This is a genomic window from Oscillospiraceae bacterium NTUH-002-81, from assembly GCA_032620915.1.
In the GTDB taxonomy this organism is placed as follows: domain Bacteria; phylum Bacillota; class Clostridia; order Lachnospirales; family Lachnospiraceae; genus JAGTTR01.
On sequence record CP136052.1, the window covers coordinates 2,831,022 to 2,855,000 of the forward strand.

The window sequence follows — 23,979 nt, forward strand, 5'->3', positions numbered from 1 at the left end:
ATGAGAAACCGTTTTTCTCCTGATTGCCGATGCTATAAGAGCGGTGCAACCAGCCGCAGCACACACTGGGCAATCCGCAGCACGGTGGAGCGTCCGCTCCGGTATTGCTCGGTCACCTCCCGACACACCGGGAACAGCTGTGCAAAATCTTCCCCGATCTGTTCCACCGCCGGGCATCCGTACAGAAATACCCCGTTTTCAAAATGATGATACAGACTGCGGTAATCCATGTTGATGGTTCCCACTGTGGCCGCCACGCCGTCACAGAACGTCTGCTTGGCATGAATAAAGCCCGGCGTATATTCATAGATCCGCACCCCCTGCATGGCAAGTCCCGCATAGTAGGAGCGGGTCACCTTGTAGATCAGCTTTTTGTCCGGGATGCCCGGGGTGATGATCCGCACATCCACGCCCCGCTTGGCCGCCAGCCCCAGCTCTCGGGTCATCTCATCGCTGATGATCAGATAAGGCGTTGCCGCATAGAACCGGTGCTTCGCGCTCTTGATCAGGTTCAGGTACACATTTTCTCCCATGTACTCGTCATCCAGCGGGCTGTCCGCATAGGGCTGGACGAAGCCGTTCCCCAAGGCATCCAACTTCTGCTCATCCTGCGCGACAGCTGCCTCATCTGCCCTTTCTCGGGCTGCAGACACCTTCTCGTCTGAAAACTGCGCCGCTGCCGGGAGCCGCCCTGCTCCGGCAGCCTCCAGATATTTCTCCCAGCCGCTCTCCTCCTGCTGTCCTCTGACAGAGGCGTTCCACATTTCCAGGAACAGTGCGGTCAGCGTCTGCACCGCCCCGCCGGTGAGCTTGACGCCGGTATCCTTCCAACGCCCATAGGGGTGGGTGATGTTAAAATATTCGTCCGCCAAGTTGTAGCCGCCGGTGAAGCCCACCTTCCCGTCGATGACGGTGATCTTCCGATGATCCCGGTTGTTCATGAACACCTTGATCACCGGCAACACCGGGTTGAACACCCGGCAGGCAATGCCCAGCGCTTCCATCCGGTGAATGAAATCCAGACCGATGAAACCGATGCTGCCCACATCGTCATACAGGATGCGCACTTCCACACCGGCCGCCGCCCGCTCTGCCAGCACATCCCGCATCCGCCCGAAGGCCTCGGCTTCCTCGATGGCGTGATATTCCAGAAAAATAAATTCTTTCGCTTCCCGCAGCTGTCGCAGCTGTTCCTCGAATCCCTCCGCGGCATCGCTGTAAAACGCCACCTCCGTATTTTCATACACCGGAAATTTTCCGTAGTTGTATATATAACGGCACTGGTTTGCCGCGGCAAAATCCGTCTGCTCCAGGTGGTGCATCACCGCAGGATCCTGGCGCAGCCTGCCAAACAGCTTCCCGTCAATGGCTTCGTAGCGGCGGCGCATGGGTTTTGTGGCATCCTTATTGGCCGCCAGCGCATAGAAGCACAGCCCCATCACCGGAAACACAAGGATCAGCACCGTCCAGGACATTTTAAACGCCGAATTCTGATGTTTGCCGTAAATGCGCAGCACCAGCAACAGGGCCAGCAGACTGCTGATCAGGGCGATGGCCGTGGAATACCGGTTCAGCCGGATAAACTGCTCCAGGATCCACACCAGCTGAATGAGCACACTGATCGCCACAAACGCCAGCCGTCGGATGCTGTTTTTCACATTGGATTTCTGCTCTGTACGCATTCTTTTCTTCATCTTATCTTCCTCTGTTCCTCATTCTGTTTCTCCATTTTGCGGAATCGGTTGATATCCCGGGCCACATCGCCGATGGCCGCAAACAGCGGCTGAAACATGCCGATCCGGTAAAAGGTCTGCACCAGCACGCCCACGGGCACTGCGACGATCATGCCCACCACGCCGTACAGCTTGTACCCGATGTAAATCCAGATCAGCGTGGCCAGGGGACTTAAGCCCACCGTGTCACCCACGATCTTCGGCTGGATAAGCTGCCGCACGGTCTGGCTCACCGCGTAGATGACCAGCAGTCCCACCGCCATCCGGTAATCATGGGCCAGAAACTGGAATAACGCCCAGGGCAGCAGCACCGTGCCTGTACCCAGAAACGGCAGGAAATCCAGAAATGCCGTGAGAAAGGCGATAAGCACCGCAAAGCGGATGCCCAGCACGGCAAATCCCACCAGCAAGATGAGAAACACCACGCCCATGATCTTAAACTGGGCTTTGAAATACCCGCCCACGGCATTTTTGATGCTGTCCGTGGCGATGAGAAACGTTTTCTGTACGTTTTCCGGCACATTTTCCCGGAAAAATTTCATGATCCGCTCCCGGTCTGCAATGAAAAAATAGGCAGACAGAATGACGAACACCACCCCCAGCAGATAGGAGGGCAGATTTTTGGCAAAATTGCCCGCCGCCGTCACGGTGGGCCGCCCGATTTCTTCCACAATGGTGCCCATGTACGAATCAAACTGGGTGCCCAGGGATGCCAGCCCTGCCTGCAGGCCGTCCGGCAGCTGCGCATACACACCGCTCAGATTTTTGCCGATCTGGGTAAACTCCTCCCCCATCCGGGCATAGGTCTCCGGAAACGCATAAATGAAGCCCACGATCTCCCCGCCCAGTCTGGCGATGATGAGATAGAGCACCAGCACCACCAGCGCAATGGCCGTAATGATAATGAGCATGGAACCGTGCCTGCGCACGATCCGGAACCGTTTTTCCATCAGCCGCACCAGCGGATTGGCCAGGATCGCCAGGATCCAGCCAATGACCAGCGGCAGGAAGAACAACAGTAACCGCGGCACCACCGTAAACAGCAGGACAATGCCCGCTGCCCACAAAAGCAGATTCACCAGCAGCTTCGCATATTTTTCTTTCATCGGATCATCCCCTCTGCCCTTATTCTACCCTGCCCGCCGCCGCCCGTAAAGGCCTACGGGCACACTTTTCGATAAAGATAGGTGGCAAAATAAATGATGGCCGAGATGATGACGATGGTGGGGCCGGTGGCCACGTTCACGTAAAAAGAAACGATCAGCCCCAGAATGCCGGAAAACATGGAAAACAGCACCGAAAAAGAAGTGATATTCCCGGATGTTGACGGAAAGATTGCGGGCCGATGCCACCGGCAGGATCAGCAGGGCGTTGATGATCATAAGCCCCACCCATTTGATAGAAAGCATGACGATGCACGCCGTCAGGATGGCGAACAGATTGTCCATCAGCGCCACCGGAATGCCCCGGCTGGACGCCACGGAACGGTTGATGCTCACCGCATTTAACCGGTTAAACGCCACCAGCCAGAACACCAGCGTCACCACAAAAATGAGCAGCAGATAGCCTAGCTCTTTGCCGGAAATGCTCAAAATATCACCCACCAGCAGGCCGGAATATTTGCTGAAATTGCCGCCCTGGGACAGGATCGCCAGGCCCAGCGCCACGCTTAAAGAGGAGCACACGGAAATGATGGTGTCCGTGTTCTGGGTCTGCTTCGCCTTCAGCCGGTTTAACACCAGCGCAAAAACAATGGCAAAGGCGATCATGGTCAGGTTCGTATCCGTCACGCCCAGCACCACGCCGATGGCAATGCCGGTCAGCGCCGAATGCCCCAGCGCATCGGAAAAAAACGCCATCTTGTTGCTGACGATCATGGTACCCAGGATGCCGAACAGCGGCGTGATGATCAGGATGGCCAGCAGTGCATTTTTCATAAAATCAAAGGAAACCCAGGAAAAGGGCAGTAGCGTTTCCATCCAGCTGTAAATTACTTGCATCCCTCTGCCACCTCCCTCTCTCGTCTCAAATTCCACTTTGCCGAAAATCCGGTGAAAGCTTTCGCTGGCGTATACCTCCGCCGGGGTGCCCCGGGCCACGATCTTCGTATCCAGCAAGATCACCTCATCCGCATATTTTTCCACATAATCCAGATCATGAGAAATGAGGATGATGGCCATGTCGTACTCTTTTTTCAGTCGTACCATGATCCGGTAAAACAGATCCATGCCGTTTTTGTCGATACCGGCCACCGGCTCGTCCATGATGAGCAGATTCGGGGCATCCATCACCGCCATGGTCAGCAGCACCCGCTGCAGCTCGCCGCCGGACAGCTTGCCCACCTGCTTGTCGATGAGATCCGTCGCCTCAAATACCTCCAGGTGCTCCCGGATCGCCGCATATTCTGATTTTTTCTTATGCAGAAATACCGGAAAATTGGAATGATAGCTGGCGATCATATCGTACACGCTCATGGGCGTATCCCGGTCGATGTTCACCTTCTGGGGCACATAGCCGATCTTCATTTTCTGCAGATTGCCGTTTTCATGGGTTTTCAGTTCAATGGTACCCGTGTGGGGAATCTCGTTCAGGATGGCCCGCACCAGCGTGGATTTCCCGGCGCCGTTCTTGCCGATGATCACGTTCAGTTTGCCGCAGTGGATATGGAGATTGATGTCCTCCAGGATCACCTGTCCCTCGATCTCCACGCCCAGATGATTGACCTTGATGCAGTGAAGGCCGCATGGTCCGCTGTGTGTCATTTCGATTCCTCCTTTCCCGTTTCTATTTCCTGAAAGGCTTGCTGCAATGTCTCCAGATTTTTTTCCATCCCGGTGATGTAGCTGTCCGCGTCATAGTTGCCACTGACAAGGGAATCCAGCACGTACACCCGGGCATCCGTCTCCCGGGAAACCGCATCTGCCAGCTTCGTTCCATACTGCTCTTCCGTAAACAGAAGATCGATGTTTTCCTGTTTCACCAGATCCACGATTTCCGACACTTCTCTGGCGCTCAGGCTCGTATTCTCGTCCATGTCAATGACATAGGAAATATCCATGCCCGTCATGTCCGCAAAATAGGCAAAGGCATCGTGGAATAAAATGATCTTCTCCCCGTCTGCCCGTCCCCGCAGCGTCTCCAGCTCCTGATGCAGCGTTTCCAGTCGCGCCTCATAGGCAGCGGCGTTGGCCTCGTAAGTCTCCCTGTGAGCAGGGTCGTTGTCCGAGAGCGCCTGGGCAATGTTTTCCACGTAAACCTCATACCGTCCCACATCCATCCACACGTGAGCGTTCACATCCCCATGATCGTGTGTATGATCGTGTACATGGCCATCCTCACTTTCGTGAACGTCTGTATCCTCCGCATGATCGTGTCCCTCTGTGTCTCCTTCATCATGCACATCATATTCGTGCGACAATCCTGCTGTTGTCCCGTCGTCTGCATCATGCGCATCATACACCTGTCCGTCTACGGTCTCCAGAAAGTCGATCCCCTCGCTGGCCTCGGCCACCGGCAGATTGGGATAGCTGGTGAACACATCGCTCAAGAAGCTTTCGATGCCACCGCCATTGACCAGAAACAGATCCGCATGGGAGAGGGAGATCATATCCTGGGGTGTCAGCTGATAGTCATGGAGACACCCGGTCTGAGGTTCGGTCAGATTATGAAGCTCCACGCCTTCCACATCGCCGATGACATTTTTTGCTGCAATGTAGATGGGATAAAAGGAGGTCACCACCTGGAAAGTTTCATCCTCTCTGTTTCCCACCGCTGCGTCCTCTGTCCGGGCATCGCTGTCGTCTGTCTTACCCTCTGTCTGGGTGCTGCCGCTGCTTTTGCCATGGCTGCCGCTCCCTCCGGAACCGCATAACACCGTGATTCCAAAGCCCGCCGCGGTCAGCGCCGCCAGCAGGACAGCTGTAAATATATATTTTCGTTTCATTTCCGGTTCCTCTTTTCTGTCTTGCAAAATTTCTTTTCCAGAAATTACCAGTTTTCATCATTCTTCTGAAAAAGGGACAGCCCTCTGACCATCCCCTTCTATTCATACATTTCATATCTGTCCTTGCATACATCTGACGACTGCCTGACAGCTGTATTTCCGGACAGTTTACTCCCCATCATGCTCCGGTTCCGCACAGATCAGATCCCAGATCTCCTCCCGGCCTTCCTTGGTCTCCGCAGAAAACGGAATGATCTTCGTGCCGGGCAGGACGCCCAGGCCGGTGCGCACCAGCTTCAACTGTTTGTCCCGCTGGCTCCGTTTGATCTTGTCCAGCTTGGTGGCAATGATGATGGGCGCAAACCCGTTGCTGACGATCCACTCATACATCATCTTATCGTTGGCCGAGGGCTCATGCCGGATATCGATGAGCAGGAACACATACTGGAGCTGCTTCGATGTGTGCAGATACCGCTCGATCATCTTGCCCCACTGCTCCTTGGCCTCCTGGGATACTTTGGCATAGCCGTATCCCGGCAGATCCACCAGATACCGTTCATCATTGATATTGTAAAAATTAATGGTCTGGGTCTTGCCCGGCTGTGCCGATGTCCGAGCCAGAGACTTGCGGTTCATCAGCGCATTGATGAGGGAGGATTTTCCCACGTTGGATTTTCCCGCAAAAGCCGCCTCCGGCTTGTCATTTTTCGGCAGCACACTAGTGATGCCGCATACCGTTTCCAGATTTACACTTTTAATTACCATGTTCTTCCCTTCTCTCTCAATCGCCAGACATTCCATTTCGTTTACTCTGCCACCAGCGCCTGCTCCAGCACCTGGCTCATGTTTTCCACCGGAATGATCTCCAGACCTTTCTTGATCTCCGCGGAGATCTCCGCCACATCATCCTCGTTTTTCTTCGGTACGAGTACCGTGCGGATACCCGCACTCCTGGCCGCCAGCAACTTTTCCTTCAGGCCGCCGATGGGCAGCACACGGCCACGCAGGGTGATCTCTCCGGTCATGGCAAGATCTGCCCGCACCGGCTGTTTGATAATGGCAGACAGCATAGCCGTCGCCATGGTAATCCCGGCAGACGGGCCGTCCTTTGGCACCGCACCCTCGGGAATGTGGATATGGATATCATTCTTTTTGAAAAAATCATCCTCAATGTGATACGCCGGCCCGATGGAACGGATGTAGCTGATGCCGGCCTTGGCCGACTCCTTCATCACATCGCCCAGTTTTCCGGTGAGGGCAAACTCGCCCTTGCCCGGCATGACGTTGACCTCGATCTCCAGCGTATCGCCGCCGGCGCTGGTCCAGGCCAGGCCGCGGACAATACCGATGTCATTTTCTTTGTTTGCCATACTATAGGAATAGCGGGCTCTGCCCAGATATTTTTCCAGGCTGTTCTCCGTTACCCGGATGTGCTTTTTGCCATCCTCCAGGATTTCCCGGGCCGCTTTCCGGCAGATGGCACCGATCTTCCGCTCCAGCCCACGGACACCGGCCTCTCTTGTATAGGAACGGATCATTTTTTCCAGGGCACGGTCACTGATGGTGATCTGTGCCTGCTCCAGACCGTTTTTCACTATCTGCTTCGGAATCAGATGTTCCCTCGCAATGTGCATCTTCTCATTGGCCGTATAGCTTCCTACCTCAATGAGTTCCATCCGGTCCAGCAGGGGCCGGGGAATGGTCTGCACATCGTTGGCGGTGGCAATGAACAGCACCTCGGACAGATCCACCGGCAGCTCCACGTAGTGATCACAGAACTTGTCATTCTGCTCCGAATCCAGCACCTCCAGCAGGGCGGATGCCGTATCTCCCTTGTAATCGCTGCTCACTTTGTCGATCTCATCCAGCAGCATCAGCGGATTTTTCACACCGGCGCTTTTCAGGCCTGTGATGATCCGGCCCGGCATGGCGCCCACGTATGTTCTTCTGTGTCCCCGGATCTCCGCCTCGTCCCGGACACCACCCAGACAGATGCGGACATATTTCTTATTCAATGCCCGGGCCACAGACTGGGCAATGGACGTCTTACCGGTTCCCGGCGGGCCCACCAGACAGATGATGGGGCTGTCGCCCTTGCTGGTCAGCGTCCGCACAGCCAGGAATTCCAGCACCCGCTCCTTCACCTTCTCCAGGCCATAGTGATCCTCGTCCAGCACCTTTCTGGCATTGCCGATATCGGTGTTGTCCTGGGACATATGGTTCCAGGGCAGAGACAGCAGCGTCTCAATATAGCCGCGGACCACCGCACCCTCGGAATTGTTCTGTCCCACGTTTTTAAAACGGGAAATCTCCTTGGCGATCTTCTCCTTGATATCCTCATCCGCTTCCAGACCGGCCAGCTGCTCTTCAAAGTGCTCCGCATCAGAGAACGTATTGTCCTCTCCCAGCTCCTCCCGGATGTACTTTAACTGCTCCCTCAGCAGGTATTCCCGCTGGTTCTTGTCCACCCTCTCCTTGACCTTGGCCTGGATATCCCGCTTGATGCGCATGATATTTGTCTCATTGGCCAGAATCTGGCTCAGTTCCCGGAACCGGTCCTCCAGATCCACCGCCTCCAGGATCTTCTGTTTTTCCTCATAATATAAGGGCAGATTGTTGGCGATCTCGTCCATCAGCGGTGCCAGCGCCTCTGTGGACTGGAGCACATTCTGGAACGCTTTCGCCAGCTTGCTGTTCTCACTGCAGTAATCATCCAGCAGCTCCTTCAGTGTGCGCACCATGGCCTCCTCTGTCAGCGGGGACGGGTGCTCCAGCTCTGCCGGATCAAAAATAGCAACCTCCGCTTCCAGATAGTCGGTGTTCTCTTCCAGCAAAAGCAGCTCGGCCCGATCCTGCCCTTCCACCAGAATACGCAGAATATTGTTGGGCAGCTTGATGACCTGTTTGATCACTGCCACCAGACCGATATTGTACAGATCTTCCCCGGTGGGTTCCTCCGCGTCCGGATCCTTCTGGGTGACGAGAAATACCTTCTCATCCTGCAGCATGGCCCGCTCAATGGCTTTGATGGAGCGTTCCCTGCTCACATCAAAATGAACGACCATGCCAGGAAGGATCGTCATGCCCCGCAGGGCAACCGCCGGTAATACCTTCGTTATTTCACTCATGTTTCTCATCTCTTCTTTGTTTTTCAAAAGCCGCGGGAACCCCCCGGCCCCCGCGGCTATGCTGTTGTTCAGTTACTTATTTTATATTGCTCTGCGCCGTCCGGCCCGGGACTCCCGTCTCGTGATGATGGGCTCGCCGGTTCCGTCGATGACGTCCTTCGTCACCACACAGGACTCGATGCTCTCATCCGAGGGGATCTGATACATCAGATCCAGCATGGACTGCTCCATAATGGCCCGAAGACCTCTGGCACCGGTTTTGCGCTCCAGGGACTTCTTCGCCACTTCCTTCAGTGCCTCCGGCTCAAAGGTCAGCTGCACATCATCCAGCTCAAACAGCTTCTCATACTGCTTGACAATGGCGTTCTTCGGCTCTGTCAGAATCCGCTCCAGCGCGGTCTCATCCAGCTGATCCAGAGATACCACCATGGGCACACGGCCGACAAACTCCGGAATCAGGCCGAATTTTACCAGATCCTGGGGCAGGATCTTCTTCAAAACCTCTCCGATATTTTCTTCACTCTTATGGGTAATCTCTGCGTTAAATCCGATGGACTTCTGATCCATCCGCGCCTCAATGAGCTTCTCGATCCCCTCAAATGCACCGCCACAGATAAAAAGGATATTGGTGGTGTTGATCTGGATCAGCTCCTGATGCGGGTGCTTCCGGCCGCCCTGGGGCGGAACGGAGGCTTCGGTTCCCTCGATGATCTTCAGCAGTGCCTGCTGCACGCCCTCACCGGAAACGTCTCTTGTGATGGACACATTCTCGCCCTTCCGGGTGATCTTGTCGATCTCGTCAATATATATAATTCCATACTCCGCACGCTCGATATCGTAGTCTGCGGCCTGAATTAATTTCAAAAGAATATTTTCAACATCTTCTCCCACGTAACCGGCCTCTGTCAGCGCAGTTGCATCGGCGATCGCGAACGGCACGTTCAGAAGGCGGGCCAGCGTCTGTGCCAGAAGGGTCTTACCGGAACCGGTGGGGCCCAGCATGAGAATGTTGCTCTTCTGCAGCTCCACGTCCAGATCTCTGCCGGAGGTGACGCGCTTGTAATGATTGTAAACCGCAACAGACAGTGCTTTCTTCGCCTCGTCCTGTCCGATGACATAATCATCCAGGAACTCCTTGATCTCCTGCGGTTTCAGAAGGTTGATCTCAAATTCATCCGGCTCCGGGTGATCCTGAAATTCCTCCTCAATGATCTCCGAGCAAATGTCCACACACTCGTCACAGATGTATGCTCCGTTGGGGCCAGCAATGAGCTTGCGGACCTGATCCTGCGTCTTGTTGCAGAAGGAGCAGCGCACCTTGTCTTCACTATTTTTTCCTGCCATCTTCTATACTCCTGTTTTTCCTTTTCCTAAAAAGAATCCCGCAAAAGAATTCTGCCTTGACCTTAGAAGGGACACGGCGATTAAACCACCCTGTCCCCTCGGCTCATTCTCTTATGCATGCTTCTCGATCACATGATCGATCAGGCCATATGCTTTTGCTTCCTCAGCAGACATCCAGTTATCTCTCTCGGTATCTGCCATGACAACATCCAGAGGCTTGCCGCAGTTCTCAGCCAGGATAGAATTCAGCTTCTTCTTGGTCTTGAGAATGTGCTCGGCAGCAATCTGAATCTCCGTTGCCTGTCCCTGTGCGCCGCCCAGCGGCTGATGAATCATCACTTCTGCGTTGGGCAGGGCAAAACGCTTGCCCTTGGTTCCGCCTGCAAGCAGGAACGCACCCATGCTGGCTGCCATACCGATGCAGGTCGTTGCCACATCGCACTTGATGTATTTCATCGTATCGTAGATCGCCATACCTGCTGTCACAGATCCGCCCGGGCTGTTGATGTACAGCTGGATATCCTTTCCCGGATCCTCAGATTCCAGGAAAAGCATCTGTGCCACGATCAGGCTTGCAGACACGTCGGTCACTTCCTCACCGAGAAAAATGATCCGGTCCTTCAGCAGGCGGGAATAAATATCGTAGGATCTCTCTCCTCTGCTTGTCTGCTCAATGACGTAAGGTACTAAACTCATATGACTTCCTCCTGTCTTACGACACGGCTGTCTATACTTCCTTTGCAGTATCTCTGATCAGATCTGCTGCTTTCTGGACAGCAATGTCCTCTTTCATTGTCTCAGCCTCAGCCTCGCCGATGAGCTGCTCTAATTTCTCTGTCTCCATCTGGTACATCTTTGCCATCTTCTCTACCTCAGCCTTGTACTCTTCCTCGGTAGCCTTGATATCCTCAGCCTTCACAACAGCCTCCAGTACCAGTCTTGTCTGGATTCTCTTCAGGGCGTTGGGCTTCATCTGCTCAGCCAGCTTGTCGTTGTCCATGCCGGTGAACTGATAGTACTGCTGCAGTGCCAGACCCTGCTGCTGCAGACGGCTTGCGAACTCATCCATCATCTGTCTTGTCTGTGTATCGATCATGGCTTCCGGAATGTCCATCTGTGCGTTCTCGATGGCTTTGGCGATAGCTGCCTCTTCCTTGGCCTCTTTTGCTGCTGCCTCTTTCTTCTCCTCGAGTTTCTTGCGGACATCAGCCTTGTACTCTTCCAGTGTGTTGAACTCGGAAACGTCCTGTGCGAAATCATCGTCCAGAGCCGGAAGCTCCTTTGCCTTGATCTCCTTCACGGTTACCTTGAACACTGCCGGCTTGCCAGCCAGATCCTCTGCATGATACTCAGCAGGGAACTGCACCTTTACCTCAACCTCTGCACCTTTCTCTGCGCCGATGAGCTGATCCTCAAAACCGGGGATGAATGCATCGGAACCGATGGTCAGCGGATAGTCCTCGCCTTTGCCGCCCTCGAAGGCAACGCCGTCAACAAATCCCTCGAAGTCGATGATGGTCTGGTCACCCTTCTGTACCGGACGGTCCTCAACGGTGATGGTACGTGCGTTGCTGTCTCTCTCTTTCTCAACCTGTGCGTCTACTTCCTCGTCTGTCACAGCGGTATCTGTCTTCTCTACTTCCAGTCCCTTGTACTCGCCAAGTGTTACCTCAGGCTTTACAGCTACCTCAGCGGTAAAGATGAACGGTTTGCCCTTCTCTAACTGAACAACGTCGATCTTCGGCTGGGAAGCGATCTCCAGCTTGCTCTCGTCTGCTGCCTCGGCATATGCATCAGGGATCAGGCGGTTAGCCGCATCATCATAGAAGATCTCCGGTCCGTACATCTTCTCGATCATGGCACGCGGAACTTTTCCCTTACGGAATCCCGGAACGCTGATCTTATTCTTCTCTTTCAGATAAGCAGCCTGGAGTGCTTTCTCCAGATCATCTGCGGATACCTCAATGGTAAGCTTCGCCATATTCTTCTCTAAATTTTCCACCTGTACACTCATTTTAGTGTCTTCCTCCTTAAAATTACTTTTTGACTCAAGGGATCATCCCTGAAATACAACGTCTGCAGCCAGTTTGACACCGCCCGCAAACAATATTTATTCATACTTACAGTCATTTTAACAGTATAGCATAAACGTCCCGAAATTACCAGCTTTTTTTTATGCGTACACCAGTGTCTTCGCCAGATCGTCCGCTGTCTCCTGTCCCAGCAGCTGGGAAACGAGAGACAATGCAAAGGGAATGGATTTTCCCGGGCCTCTGCCGGTGGTCACGTTGTCAGAAACTGCCACCTCTGTATATACCACCTTTGCGCCGGTCAGCTTTTCTTCCAGGCCCGGATAGCAGGTCGCTTCCCGTCCTTCCAGAAGGCCCATCTGTCCGAATACGGTGGGCGCCGCACAGATGGCTGCGATCATTTTGCCCTCTTCGTAAAATTTCCGGATCTGTCCGGTCACACCGGCGTGACTGCCCAGGTTGGTCGTTCCCGGCATGCCGCCCGGCAGCACCAGCAGATCCTTGTCTGCGAAATCCACATCCTCAAAGCAGCAGTCCGCCTGGATCACAATATTGTGTGCACCGGTGACCATCCGCTCTTTTTCCTTAATCGAAACCATCGTCACCTGCACGCCCGCTCTGCGCAGCAGATCCACCACGGTAAGGCCCTCGATCTCCTCCAGGCCGTCTGCAAGAAATACAACTGCTTTCTTCATATTGCCACATCCCCTTTCGTTTTTACACCTTGTTCAGCGTATCATGGAACTTCTGTGCTGTCAACTCCTGTGCGCCATATACTATAACAGTGTGCAAAAAACAATAGGTGCATATTTATTTCAGGAAAGGCTCCGAACCACATTTCTGCAATTCGAAGCCTTTCTTTTCAACAGCCGCCATGATGGCTACTGCCTGTTTATTTTTCGATATCTTCCATGGAAAGCAGCTCCTGGGATACCTCGATCTGGGAGAACCGAAGCCCGTGATCCTCGTACTCAAACTCGCCTCTCTGGTTGTCGATGGGGTCGATGCGGAGCCATTTCTTCTCCGGCATGAACTCCTTCTGGATCTCGGAGTTGGCCGGCATACGGAAGATGTCCAGATTGCCGAAGTAATAATTCCAGCGCTCCTTCTCTCCTGCCCGCCATGCACTGCCGCCGAAGGACGGATCTGCAAATACCCAGCCATAGGGTGCCACATAGAACTGTGCCCAGTCATGACAGCCGGTGTAGTACTCGGTGGCATAGAGGCCGGACTGCCAGCGTGCCGGGATACCGGACATGCGGCAGAGAGTGATGAACAGCAGCGCCTGTACGCCGCAGTCTCCCTTCAGATTGACCGCACAGTACTCTGGGATACACTCGATGGTGAAATATTCTCTCATATAGGAATACATCACCTTCGTTGTCACGAAATCATAGAACCGGCGGGCCAGGATCACCGGGTTGGTCTCCTCCCCTGCCAGCTCATCCCGCAGCTCCCGCAGATATGGGGTAAACATGATGTGGGGTGCCTGCTCTTCCAGGCAGAAATCCGGCTGCTCTCTGGACACTTTAGCCGGATCCAGCTCCACATAGTTCACATGATAGTCAAAGGAATATTCCACCATGAATTCCTGATCCGGCTGTAGCGCTGTCTCAAAATAGACGGTACGCTGCGGGGCATCCTCCGGCGCCGTGTAGGTGATCTCCGGGCTGGACGCATGGATCTGTACGTTGGAAACCTGCTCATACACTTTCGGGATGGGCAGATGGACGCGCACCTTGCGGCCCACTTCCTCGAATTCCTTCTTCGCTTTGATGGCGGCACGGATGCGGGTATGTACCGTTCTTCCGCCGTGCTCCTTCATGTAGCGCACGTTGTCGTTGAGCAGCTTCTGTTTCAGGGCGTTGCCTCTGGCATCGTCCACATCCTCCACCATGACCCGGGCCGCCAGATCCGGTCGGGTCTTGATCAGGTTTTCATAGAAGCGGCGCTGAAAATGCACCTCTCCATCAATGTAGATCCAGTCAGCCGCACTGATCTCTTTCAGATACTGCAGCTCCTCTTCCTTAAAATCCCGCAGGTGGCTGGTCATAATGTCCAGTGCCTCTGCATAATCGTAAGGGTACTCGTCTGCGCCCATGACACCGATGACTTCCTGCTCGATCTCCAGACGTCTGCGCAGCGCCTGGGGGATATCCTTATGCTCCAGGAAATAACGGATCATTTTCTGGGCTCCTGCATAATCCCCATATGTTTTTAATTTCAGAACGTCCTCCGGAAGGGGAACCTTCATAAAAGCTAAATCCTGATACATGAATCGCACCTCCACTCATTTATTGATTTTTACTGCTCGTCCTTAAAACCGATGAAGCCGAAACCGGGCACTTCCGGAAGTACCAGCTTCTTCGTGTCTTCTACATACATGCCGCCCTCAAATGCCAGCTCGGACAGAGAGAAGGTTGCATCCAGATCGGCACGGGTGATGTTCTTTGTTGCAGCGCCCAGGCTGGCAGCTGCGGTGATGCCCAGATTGCTCTCCTCTGCCATACAACCCAGCATCACCTCGATGCCTGCTGCCTCACAGATGGCGTTGATCTTCAGCGCCTCACGGATACCGCCGCACTTCATCAGTTTGATGTTCAGGTAGTCAATGGCACGGCGCTCCACCAGACGAAGGGCATCCTTGGAATTGAAGCAGCTCTCGTCGGACATGATGGGCACGATGGAATGCTTGGTGACATATTCCAGACCGGCAATATCGTGGTAAGCCACCGGCTGCTCCACCAGCTCCAGATTGTACTCGTTCAGACGCTCGATGAGACGAACAGCTTCTTTCGCTGTCCATGCCTGGTTGGCATCCACACGGATCTTAATGTCATCGCCCACAGCCTCACGAATGGCTTTTACTCTGGCGATATCCTCGTCAAAGGAAGTGCCGACCTTGGTCTTGATGGTGTCAAACCCGGCCTCCACGTGCTTTTTTGCCTTGGCAGCCATGATCTCTGGCTCGTCGATGCCCACGGTCATATCGGTCTCGATGTAATTGTTCTGTCCGCCCAGCAGCTTGTATACCGGCATACCGGCTTTCTTGCCCAGCAGGTCGTAGCAGGCCATATCAATGGCATTCTTGGCGCTGCCGGAATGGGCTGCTGCCCGGTCCATGATCCAGTATACCTTTTCCAGATCGGTGGGATCCACGCCGATGAGGTCACGCTCCATGGCTTTGATCACATCGTTGGTGCCGGAAAGGCTCTCACCGGTGATGAGGATGGCCGGTGCGCCCTCGCCGTAGCCCACCAGACCCTCGTCGGTCTCCACAGATACGATGGCACTGCGGGAGTGTGTGATCACACCCAGAGAAATGCGAAAAGGCTCCTTTAACGGTACTTCCACCTGACGAACTTTGATTCCTGTAATTTTCATTGGTCTATTCCCCCGTAAAATAAAATTTTATTGATATCTTTGGATTGTCTGAAACTAAGCCTGGGGCTGTTCCGGGAAATGGCAGGCACAGCAGTGGCCGTTTCCGCAGTCCCGAAGCTCGGGCACCTGGGTCTTGCAGATCTCCTGGGCTTTGTAGCATCTGGTGTGGAACACGCAGCCTGCCGGCGGATTGGCCGGGCTTGGCAGATCGCCCTCCAGCACGATTTTCTCTTTCTTGTGCTTCCGGTCCGGTACCGGGATCGCAGACAGCAGCGCCGTGGTGTACGGATGCATCGTCCGCTGATACAGATCCTCTTTGTTGGCCAGCTCCACCACATGGCCCAGATACATGACCATGATCCGGTCGGAAATATGTTTGATGACGCTCAGATCATGGGAAATGAAAATGTACGCCATGCCCATTTCCTTCTGCAGATCCATAAGCAGGTTCAGCACCTGCGCCTGAATGGATACGTCCAGCGCGGATACCGGCTCGTCACATACCATCAGCTTCGGCTCCAGCACAATGGCTCTGGCAATGCCGATCCTCTGTCTCTGTCCGCCGGAAAACTCATGGGGATACCGGTTGATATACCGGGTGTTCAGTCCCACGCGCTCCATGGTTTTCAGCACCCGCTGCATCCGCTCCTTGGCGGGCAGCTTTAACTGGATGTCCAGCGGCTCTCCGATGATGTCGCCGATGGTCATTCTCGGATCCAGGGATGCGTACGGATCCTGGAAAATGATCTGCAGATCGGTACGGGATTTTCTCAGATCCGCGCTTTTGAGCGCCGTGTAGTCTTTACCCTCAAACAGCACCTGACCGCTGGTGGGTTCCAGCAGGCGCAGCACCGAGCGTCCCATGGTGGATTTGCCGCAGCCGGACTCTCCCACCACGCCCAGCGTCTCCCCGGCGTTTAACGTAAAGCTGACGCCGTCCACCGCCTTGATAAATGCTTTTTCCCGGGAAAACGCAGAGCTTTTCGCAGGAAACCATTTTTTCAGATCTTTCACCTCTAACAATGGTGTTTTGCTTTCTTCACTCATCTGGCGTCCTCCCATTCCTTGGAATATTTAAAACAGCGTACCTTCTGGCCATCCACTTCGGTCAGCTCCGGCATCCGCTCCCGGCAGATGTCTCTGGCCTCCGCACAGCGCGGGCAGAACGCACAGCCCTTGGGCATCTGGTCAAAGCTTGGAACCATGCCCTTGATCACCGCCAGATGAGTATGATCCTCATCCGTCAGCTTCGGGATACAGTTCATCAGGCCCACCGTATACGGGTGCTTCGGGGATTCGAAAATATCATCCGCCGAGCCGTACTCCACCACTTTTCCGGCATACATGACCATCACATCATCGGCCACCTCTGCGATAACGCCCAGATCATGGGTGATCATCATGACAGAGGTGCCCAGCTTCTCTTTCAGCTCGTTGATCAGATCCAGGATCTGCGCCTGGATCGTCACGTCCAGCGCCGTCGTCGGCTCATCACAGATGAGCAGCTTCGGATTACAGGACAGCGCCATGGCGATCATGACACGCTGGCGCATACCGCCGGACAGCTGATGGGGATACTCGTTGAACCGTTTCTCCGGCAGCGGGATCTTTACCAGCTTCAGCATCTCAATGGCACGCTCTTTCGCCTGGGCCTTGTCCAGATCCGTGTGTAGCATCAGTGCTTCCATGATCTGTTTTCCCACGGTAAATACCGGGTTCAGGGAAGTCATGGGCTCCTGGAAGATCATGGCGATCTCTCCGCCGCGGATCTTTCGCATCTGATCTTTATTTTTCTCCAGCAGATTTTCCCCCTGGTACAGGATCTCGCCGCCCACGATTTTTCCCGGCGGCGTCTCTACCAGCTGCATGATGGAAAGAGAGGTGATACTTTTTCCACAACCGGATTCTCCTACGATACCAAGCGTCTTTCCTTTTTCTACAGAAAAGGAAACATCATCTACCGACTTCACTACACCGTCATCGGTGTAAAAATAGGTCTTTAAGTTTTTTACTTCAAGCAGTTTTTCTGACATTTGTCTTCCCCCTTACTGATTCTTCATCTTGGGGTCCAGTGCGTCACGAAGACCGTCGCCAAAAATATTGAAGGCGATAACGGTGATCATGATGGCGATACCCGGGAAGATGCTGTAGGTCGGCATGTAACTGATATAGGACTGTGCAAAGCTGATCATGGAACCCCAGCTCGGTGTCGGCGGCTGGATACCCATGCCGAGGAAGCTTAAGGATGCCTCATACATGATAGCATTCGGGATGCCTAACGTTACAAGCACGATGATCGTGGAAATACAGTTGGGAATCAGATGTCTCGTAATAATGTAGAACGGTGTCGCACCGCTTGCCTTGGCAGCCTCCACGTACTCCTTTTCCTTTAACTGCAAAATGGAGCCGCGGATCATACGCGCCGTGCGCACCCAGGTCAGAAGGCCCAGTGCCACGAAGATATTCTTCATGCCCGGCCCCAGCACGTACATGATCGCCATGGCGAAGATCAGATCCGGGAACGCCGCGAAGATCTCCATGATACGGGAGATCACCGTATCCACCCAGCCGCCGTAGTAAGCAGCCAGAGATCCCATGGTCACACCGATGATTGTGGCAATGACCTGTGCCAGAATACCAACGCTTAAGGAAACTCTTGTTCCGTAAATGATTCTCGATAAAATGTCGCGTCCATACTCGTCGGTGCCAAGCAGATGCAGTTTGGACGGCGCCTGTAAAATCGCGGTGTAATCCTGCAGGTTCGGATCGCAGGGCGCGATGAGCGGCGCAAAAATCGCGATCAGGATCAACAGAACAATGACGATCAGGCAGAACATGGACATCTTGTTCTTTTTCAGACGCTTGAAGCTGTCTTTATAGTAACTGGAATATTCCATATCGCCAACGGCATACTCGCCGGACAGGACTTCCTGTTCAAATTTTTTCTGTTTATTAAATATATTTGTCTTCATCAGCCCTCTCCTTTCCCGTAACGGATTCTCGGGTCAATCAGGGCATAAGAAAGGTCAACGACCAGATTGACGATAACGAATACAAGGGCAATGTATACCACCGTTCCCTGCAAAAGCGGAAGGTCGCGGTTGCTCATGGCATCCACGGCCAGCTTGCCGATGCCCGGAATGGAGAATACCTTCTCGATGAGCATGGAGCCGGTGAGCATGTTGCCAAGCTCTGTACCAACCAGGGTGACAATGGGGATCATGGCATTTTTCAGCGCATGCTTCATGATGACCACAGATTCCTTCACGCCTTTGGAACGGGCCGTACGGATGTAATCCTGCTTGATGACATCCAGCATACTCGTTCTTGTGATACGCGCAATGCTGCCCGCATAACGGGTGCCCAGCGCGATACTCGGCAGAATGTAGTTCAGCGGTCCGTCAAAACCGGAGATCGGCAGAAGATCCAGCTTCAGTCCAATGACGATCTGTAAGATGATGGCGATCCAGAAGGACGGCGCAGACACACCTACCACAGACAACGTCATGAGTGCCGAATCGATCCACCTGCCCCGGTACACCGCGGCGATCATGCCGCAGGTGATGCCGAGCACCACGGCGAACAGAAACGACATGGCAGCCAGTTTTACCGTTACTTTAAAGCAGCGCACGATGGCGTCTGTCACCACCTCTTTGGTAAAGTAAGAAGTACCGAAATCCAGCTTTACCGCGCCCTTGACAAAATCAATATACTGCTCATGAAGAGGAACATCCAGTCCCATCTCGTGACGGACCTTCTCAATGGTGGCTTCATCCGCACGCTTATCCAGCATCATCGCCACCGGATCTCCCGGTACGACATTTAAGAGCAAAAAAGTGATCAGCGTAATCCCGATCAGAACCAGAAACGTTTGTCCCAGTCGTTTTAGTATGTATTGAAACAAGGAAGTCCCTCCTTTTTTATCTTCACAGCCTCCTGCTGCCCAAATATCGGTCAGTCCTGCTGTATTTTTGGATGCTTTCTCTGCAACCAAAGATATAGCTACGGCCAAAATGATGTGTCCAGCCGTAGCTATATCCTATCTGTTTATTCGTTTTGCAAACTAGTATTCAATATCTGTGTTGTTAAACATCGTACGATATGTAAAGGTAACTGCGAAGTCTTTTACATAAGGTTTCTTCAAATAGAACATGGTCTCGTTATAGATCATTGCCACTGCAAATTCCTCATGAGTCAGAATGTGGTCTGCGTGAGCGTAAATCTCCTGTCTCTCTGCAGTATCCTCTGTCTGCACACCATCGATCATCAGCTGCTTGAATTCGTCGTTGTGCCAGAAGATGGAATTCAGGTCTACACGTCCATCACTTACCGGATACAGCATGCTGTCGGGATCGTTGTAGTCCACATACCAGTTACCGATACCGCAGGTCACACCGCCATTTTTCTTCATATCTGTCCATGCAGCGCTGTCAACCTGTTCGATCTCCACGCGGATGCCAGCCTCTGCCATCTGTGCCTGTACTGCGGTAGCAATGGTCAGGGATGTCGGATATTTTGTATTTACAGTGATTCTTAAATCATAACCATCCGGATATCCGGCCTCTGCCAGTAAGGATTTCGCTTTCTCCGGATCATATGCGAACTGCTCTGCGCTGTCGTCTGCACCAATCAGGCCATCCTGCAGGAAGTTGGAGTTCGGGGTAGCGGTTCCAAACAGGACGCTGTTGCAGATCGCATCTCTGTCAATTGCGTAGGTCATTGCTTCACGAACCTTTACCTCCGGGATATCCTTTACATTGAGGGACAGATAATAGCCACCTACCGGATTGAAGGTGTAAAGCTCATCCTTCAGATCACCGTTTGCGTATGTCGGGTACAGGGAAGCGTCCAGGTAAACCACATCAATATTGCCCTTCTGGTATTCCAGAACACCGGTGTTCGGATCATCAATGAAGGTGTACTTGATGCCGTCCAGCTTCACTTCGCCGCCATGGTAGTTCTCGTTCTTCGCCAGCTCAACACCTACGCCTGTCTGATAGCTCACCAGCTTGAAAGGGCCTGTGCCGTACAGAACGCTCATACCCCAGTTATCTCCGGCCTCTTCACATGCCTCTGCCGGATAAATTGCGCAGTAAGGTGTGGAAAGAGCAGATAACAGCGGCGTATAAATTTCAGACATATGGATATTGAAGTGTGTATCGTCAACAATCTCGATACCTGTAATCTCATCTGCCTGCTCATCAAAGAATTCCTGATATCCTGCCACCTTCTCCAGTAAGCTTGACATCTTATACTTGCTTACCATTCTCTCAAGAGAATACTTCACATCATTACTTGTCAGCGGTGCACCATTGTGGAAGGTCACACCATCCTTCAAAGTGAAGGAATACGTCAGCTTATCCTCAGACAGTACAGGCATCTCAGCCAGCAGGGTGGGCTCCAGCTCACCTTTATCGTTTGTCAGCATCAGGGACTCGGTCACGTTGTCTGTCACCTTCATGATGATGCTGTAGGTGTTCAGCTGCATATCCAGCGGTACCTGGGGATCCTCAGATGCCACGCGAAGAATCTTCTCTCCGCTTGCCTCGGAGGATGCAGTGTTGGTGGTTGCGGTTGCATCTGCCTTGTTCTCATCCTTGGAGCCGCCGCAGCCTGTCAGGCAGCCAGCTGTCAAAGCGAGCGCAAGTGCAAGACTTACTAATCTCTTTTTCATTCATTCCTCTCCTTTGAAAGCTTCTTCACATCCATGTCAGGGTGAGCAGGCTCTCCTCACACTTCCGTTTGAATCTTTTGATTATATTGCGGTTCATTTTCAGAAATTTCATAAGCCCGTTCAGGCAGATTAGCTTGCATGTTTTCAGTAATCCACGTATGTTTCACCATTCAAACCATAAAAATTTACCAAAGTAAGAACCTCCTATTTATTATATTTGCAATATTTTTCCCTGTCAATATTTTTTATCCATTTTTATTTGTTGTAATACTTGAATCAAGAAAAAAATAAGGTATTTATATGCTTTTTCATTTGAAAAATACAGTGTTTGCGGGATGTGCGAAAAGAATTTTCCAAAGAAACAAAGAAAAACAAAAAAAGAGTTCAAAACTGAACTCTTTTTATCATGCCGGCGACCGGAATCGAACCGGTACGGGAGGTAAGTCCCGCAGGATTTTAAGTCCTGTGCGTCTGCCAGTTCCGCCACGCCGGCATTCGAGGATAATCCTCAAAGTGGGACCTATAGGGCTCGAACCTATGACCCTCTGCTTGTAAGGCAGATGCTCTCCCAGCTGAGCTAAGATCCCATGGCGACTAACGCCGATGAACTTTCATTCATCAACGACCCAGATCGGACTCGAACCGACGACCTTCGCCGTGACAGGGCGACGCTCTAACCAACTGAGCCACTGGGCCATATTCTTACATTCTTCCAATAAAACAGCTTAATGGACCTTCGGGGACTCGAACCCAGGACCGACCGGTTATGAGCCGGTTGCTCTAACCAACTGAGCTAAAGGTCCAAATCTCTTAAGAAGCCGATGATCGGACTCGAACCGATAACCTGCTGATTACAAATCAGCTGCTCTGCCAATTGAGCCACATCGGCACATATGCTGTTCTACTGAAATGACTCCAAGGGGATTTGAACCCCTGTTACCGCCGTGAAAGGGCGGTGTCTTAACCGCTTGACCATGGAGCCGTACATTTCGTCCGCCTGTTTGAAGTAAGAACAAAATTGTCCTGCTCTCTTCGCGGCACAATAAATACTATCATATCTCACAAGGATTTGCAAGTATTTGTATAAAAAAATCCAGTACTGATTTCATACCGGATTTTCAGCTCCCCGAGTTGGGCTCGAACCAACAACCCTTCGGTTAACAGCCGAATGCTCTACCATTGAGCTATCGAGGAATATAAAAAGGCATGTACCTTCAAAACCACATATTGTATTACATCCGTTTTTCCTGAACCTACCAACTTGTTTCGCGGCAGTCAGCTCGAATCCGCTTCGCTTCTTCTCGCTGCCTTTCGCTTTGCAAATTATTAAGTTCACATTCTACCTGAACCACTGTCGGAAGTTCGAATTCACATCCGTTCATTCGAACGACCAACGCACTAAGTTCTGTCTTCGCGCTTCGCGCTCGCCAGTCACCAAGTGCTTTTGGTCAAGCCCTCGACCTATTAGTGACAGTCAGCTGCATGCGTTACCGCACTTCCACCTCTGCCCTATCTACCTTGTCGTCTTCAAGGGGTCTTACAGCTTTCGCTGGGATATCTCATCTTGAGGGGGGCTTCACGCTTAGATGCCTTCAGCGTTTATCCCGTCCCGACTTGGCTACTCGGCCATGCTCTTGGTGAACAACCGATGCACCAGAGGTCAGTCCATCCCGGTCCTCTCGTACTAAGGACAGCTCCTCTCAAATATCCTACGCCCACGCCGGATAGGGACCGAACTGTCTCACGACGTTCTGAACCCAGCTCGCGTACCGCTTTAATGGGCGAACAGCCCAACCCTTGGGACCTACTACAGCCCCAGGATGCGATGAGCCGACATCGAGGTGCCAAACCACTCCGTCGATGTGAACTCTTGGGAGTGATAAGCCTGTTATCCCCAGGGTAGCTTTTATCCGTTGAGCGATGGCAATCCCACTTTATACCACCGGATCACTAAGTCCTACTTTCGTACCTGCTCCACCCGTCGGTGTCACAGTCAAGCTCCCTTCTGCCTTTGCACTCTACGAATGGTTTCCAACCATTCTGAGGGAACCTTTGAGCGCCTCCGATACCCTTTCGGAGGCGACCGCCCCAGTCAAACTCCCCACCTGACATTGTCCCTCCGCCAGTTCATGGCGGCAGGTTAGAAACCCAGTACCACAAGGGTGGTATCCCAACAGCGGCTCCAGAAAGACTGGCGTCCTTCTTTCATAGCCTCCCACCTATCCTGTACATGCAATACCGAATCCCAGTATCAAGCTAGAGTAAAGCTCCATGGGGTCTTTCCGTCCTGGCGCGGGTAACCAGCATCTTCACTGGTACTTCAATTTCACCGGGTCCATTGTTGAGACAGTGCCCAAATCATTACGCCTTTCGTGCGGGTCGGAACTTACCCGACAAGGAATTTCGCTACCTTAGGACCGTTATAGTTACGGCCGCCGTTTACTGGGGCTTAAGTTCGGACCTTCGCTTACGCTAAGCCCTCCCCTTAACCTTCCAGCACCGGGCAGGCGTCAGCCCATATACTTCACCTTGCGGTTTTGCATAGACCTGTGTTTTTGCTAAACAGTTGCTTGGGCCAATTCTCTGCGGCCTCCTGTTACAGAGGCACCCCTTCTCCCGAAGTTACGGGGTCATTTTGCCGAGTTCCTTAACAATGCTTCTCCCGTCGGCCTTAGGATTCTCTCCTCATCCACCTGTGTCGGTTTACGGTACGGGCTCATAATAAACAATAGCGGCTTTTCTT

16 protein-coding genes, 7 tRNA genes, 1 rRNA gene and 2 pseudogenes (1 of these 26 cut by a window edge) are annotated in these 23,979 nt (G+C 52.9%); all 26 read right to left on the bottom strand.

Going from position 1 to position 23,979, the window contains the following annotated elements; all coding sequences use genetic code 11:
* Positions 1–32: 32 nt before the first annotated feature.
* Positions 33–1,694: a phospholipase D-like domain-containing protein gene (locus tag RJD28_13940; GenBank protein WNV57355.1), complete on the bottom strand. Its 1,662-nt coding sequence runs from the start codon at positions 1,692–1,694 to the stop codon at positions 33–35.
* The gene (gene ytvI, locus RJD28_13945; GenBank protein ID WNV57356.1) at positions 1,691–2,839 is read right to left on the bottom strand and encodes a sporulation integral membrane protein YtvI; all 1,149 of its coding nucleotides are present in this window, start codon (positions 2,837–2,839) and stop codon (positions 1,691–1,693) included. The genes RJD28_13940 and ytvI overlap by 4 nt, the downstream gene beginning before the upstream one ends.
* A gap of 53 nt (positions 2,840–2,892) precedes the next feature.
* A pseudogene (locus RJD28_13950) lies at positions 2,893–3,733 on the bottom strand (metal ABC transporter permease).
* 306 nt (positions 3,734–4,039) lie between these two features.
* Positions 4,040–4,495 (bottom strand): annotated as a pseudogene (locus RJD28_13955) (ATP-binding cassette domain-containing protein).
* Complete coding sequence (locus tag RJD28_13960) at positions 4,492–5,676, bottom strand: metal ABC transporter substrate-binding protein (protein WNV57357.1); 1,185 nt, start codon at positions 5,674–5,676, stop codon at positions 4,492–4,494. The pseudogene RJD28_13955 and the gene RJD28_13960 overlap by 4 nt, the downstream one beginning before the upstream one ends.
* A 168-nt stretch (positions 5,677–5,844) precedes the next feature.
* Entirely contained in the window at positions 5,845–6,441 is a 597-nt protein-coding gene (yihA, locus tag RJD28_13965; GenBank protein WNV57358.1) for a ribosome biogenesis GTP-binding protein YihA/YsxC, read from the bottom strand.
* A gap of 41 nt (positions 6,442–6,482) precedes the next feature.
* Positions 6,483–8,804, bottom strand: coding sequence for an endopeptidase La (gene lon / locus RJD28_13970; GenBank protein ID WNV57359.1), 2,322 nt, complete (start codon positions 8,802–8,804; stop codon positions 6,483–6,485).
* A gap of 81 nt (positions 8,805–8,885) precedes the next feature.
* Complete coding sequence (gene clpX / locus RJD28_13975; protein WNV57360.1) at positions 8,886–10,148, bottom strand: ATP-dependent Clp protease ATP-binding subunit ClpX; 1,263 nt, start codon at positions 10,146–10,148, stop codon at positions 8,886–8,888.
* A 111-nt stretch (positions 10,149–10,259) separates the two neighbouring features.
* Entirely contained in the window at positions 10,260–10,844 is a 585-nt protein-coding gene (gene clpP / locus RJD28_13980) for an ATP-dependent Clp endopeptidase proteolytic subunit ClpP (protein WNV57361.1), read from the bottom strand.
* A 31-nt stretch (positions 10,845–10,875) separates the two neighbouring features.
* Positions 10,876–12,162 carry a trigger factor gene (tig, locus tag RJD28_13985; protein WNV57362.1) on the bottom strand — a complete coding sequence of 429 codons (1,287 nt, stop codon included), beginning with the start codon at positions 12,160–12,162 and terminating at the stop codon, positions 10,876–10,878.
* Between the two features lie 159 nt (positions 12,163–12,321).
* On the bottom strand, positions 12,322–12,873 hold the full coding sequence (locus RJD28_13990) for a DJ-1/PfpI family protein (GenBank protein ID WNV57363.1): 552 nt from the start codon (positions 12,871–12,873) through the stop codon (positions 12,322–12,324).
* 197 nt (positions 12,874–13,070) lie between these two features.
* Positions 13,071–14,453, bottom strand: a complete 1,383-nt coding sequence (locus tag RJD28_13995) for a transglutaminase-like domain-containing protein (protein ID WNV57364.1) — start codon at positions 14,451–14,453, stop codon at positions 13,071–13,073.
* A 29-nt stretch (positions 14,454–14,482) separates the two neighbouring features.
* Positions 14,483–15,562: a dipeptide epimerase gene (locus RJD28_14000; protein WNV57365.1), complete on the bottom strand. Its 1,080-nt coding sequence runs from the start codon at positions 15,560–15,562 to the stop codon at positions 14,483–14,485.
* Between the two features lie 54 nt (positions 15,563–15,616).
* Positions 15,617–16,609, bottom strand: coding sequence for a dipeptide ABC transporter ATP-binding protein (locus RJD28_14005; GenBank protein ID WNV57366.1), 993 nt, complete (start codon positions 16,607–16,609; stop codon positions 15,617–15,619).
* Complete coding sequence (locus RJD28_14010) at positions 16,606–17,595, bottom strand: ABC transporter ATP-binding protein (protein ID WNV57367.1); 990 nt, start codon at positions 17,593–17,595, stop codon at positions 16,606–16,608. Before RJD28_14010 ends, RJD28_14005 begins: the two co-directional genes overlap by 4 nt.
* A 12-nt stretch (positions 17,596–17,607) precedes the next feature.
* Positions 17,608–18,534 (bottom strand): ABC transporter permease, encoded by a 927-nt coding sequence (locus RJD28_14015; protein WNV57368.1) that lies wholly within the window; start codon positions 18,532–18,534, stop codon positions 17,608–17,610.
* Positions 18,534–19,466 carry an ABC transporter permease gene (locus RJD28_14020; protein ID WNV57369.1) on the bottom strand — a complete coding sequence of 311 codons (933 nt, stop codon included), beginning with the start codon at positions 19,464–19,466 and terminating at the stop codon, positions 18,534–18,536. Before RJD28_14020 ends, RJD28_14015 begins: the two co-directional genes overlap by 1 nt.
* A gap of 159 nt (positions 19,467–19,625) precedes the next feature.
* Positions 19,626–21,236 (bottom strand): ABC transporter substrate-binding protein, encoded by a 1,611-nt coding sequence (locus RJD28_14025; GenBank protein WNV57370.1) that lies wholly within the window; start codon positions 21,234–21,236, stop codon positions 19,626–19,628.
* 407 nt (positions 21,237–21,643) lie between these two features.
* Positions 21,644–21,729, bottom strand: a tRNA-Leu gene (locus RJD28_14030).
* Between the two features lie 21 nt (positions 21,730–21,750).
* Positions 21,751–21,823: transfer RNA gene (locus tag RJD28_14035), tRNA-Val, on the bottom strand.
* 35 nt (positions 21,824–21,858) lie between these two features.
* A tRNA-Asp gene (locus RJD28_14040) sits at positions 21,859–21,932 on the bottom strand.
* 33 nt (positions 21,933–21,965) lie between these two features.
* A tRNA-Ile gene (locus tag RJD28_14045) sits at positions 21,966–22,039 on the bottom strand.
* A 13-nt stretch (positions 22,040–22,052) separates the two neighbouring features.
* A tRNA-Thr gene (locus RJD28_14050) sits at positions 22,053–22,125 on the bottom strand.
* A 21-nt stretch (positions 22,126–22,146) separates the two neighbouring features.
* A tRNA-Glu gene (locus tag RJD28_14055) sits at positions 22,147–22,218 on the bottom strand.
* Between the two features lie 140 nt (positions 22,219–22,358).
* A tRNA-Asn gene (locus tag RJD28_14060) sits at positions 22,359–22,430 on the bottom strand.
* 250 nt (positions 22,431–22,680) lie between these two features.
* Positions 22,681–23,979, bottom strand: a 23S ribosomal RNA gene (locus tag RJD28_14065); it runs 1,594 nt beyond the window's last position.

Excerpts from the sequence above, each read along its gene's own strand:
- RJD28_13940 (WNV57355.1), bottom strand. The coding sequence starts at position 1,694 with ATGAAGAAAAGAATGCGTACAGAGCAGAAATCCAATGTGAAAAACAGC.
- ytvI (WNV57356.1), bottom strand. The coding sequence starts at position 2,839 with ATGAAAGAAAAATATGCGAAGCTGCTGGTGAATCTGCTTTTGTGGGCA.
- RJD28_13960 (WNV57357.1), bottom strand. The coding sequence starts at position 5,676 with ATGAAACGAAAATATATATTTACAGCTGTCCTGCTGGCGGCGCTGACC.
- yihA (WNV57358.1), bottom strand. The coding sequence starts at position 6,441 with ATGGTAATTAAAAGTGTAAATCTGGAAACGGTATGCGGCATCACTAGT.
- lon (WNV57359.1), bottom strand. The coding sequence starts at position 8,804 with ATGAGTGAAATAACGAAGGTATTACCGGCGGTTGCCCTGCGGGGCATG.
- clpX (WNV57360.1), bottom strand. The coding sequence starts at position 10,148 with ATGGCAGGAAAAAATAGTGAAGACAAGGTGCGCTGCTCCTTCTGCAAC.
- clpP (WNV57361.1), bottom strand. The coding sequence starts at position 10,844 with ATGAGTTTAGTACCTTACGTCATTGAGCAGACAAGCAGAGGAGAGAGA.
- tig (WNV57362.1), bottom strand. The coding sequence starts at position 12,162 with ATGAGTGTACAGGTGGAAAATTTAGAGAAGAATATGGCGAAGCTTACC.
- RJD28_13990 (WNV57363.1), bottom strand. The coding sequence starts at position 12,873 with ATGAAGAAAGCAGTTGTATTTCTTGCAGACGGCCTGGAGGAGATCGAG.
- RJD28_13995 (WNV57364.1), bottom strand. The coding sequence starts at position 14,453 with ATGTATCAGGATTTAGCTTTTATGAAGGTTCCCCTTCCGGAGGACGTT.
- RJD28_14000 (WNV57365.1), bottom strand. The coding sequence starts at position 15,562 with ATGAAAATTACAGGAATCAAAGTTCGTCAGGTGGAAGTACCGTTAAAG.
- RJD28_14005 (WNV57366.1), bottom strand. The coding sequence starts at position 16,609 with ATGAGTGAAGAAAGCAAAACACCATTGTTAGAGGTGAAAGATCTGAAA.
- RJD28_14010 (WNV57367.1), bottom strand. The coding sequence starts at position 17,595 with ATGTCAGAAAAACTGCTTGAAGTAAAAAACTTAAAGACCTATTTTTAC.
- RJD28_14015 (WNV57368.1), bottom strand. The coding sequence starts at position 18,534 with ATGAAGACAAATATATTTAATAAACAGAAAAAATTTGAACAGGAAGTC.
- RJD28_14025 (WNV57370.1), bottom strand. The coding sequence starts at position 21,236 with ATGAAAAAGAGATTAGTAAGTCTTGCACTTGCGCTCGCTTTGACAGCT.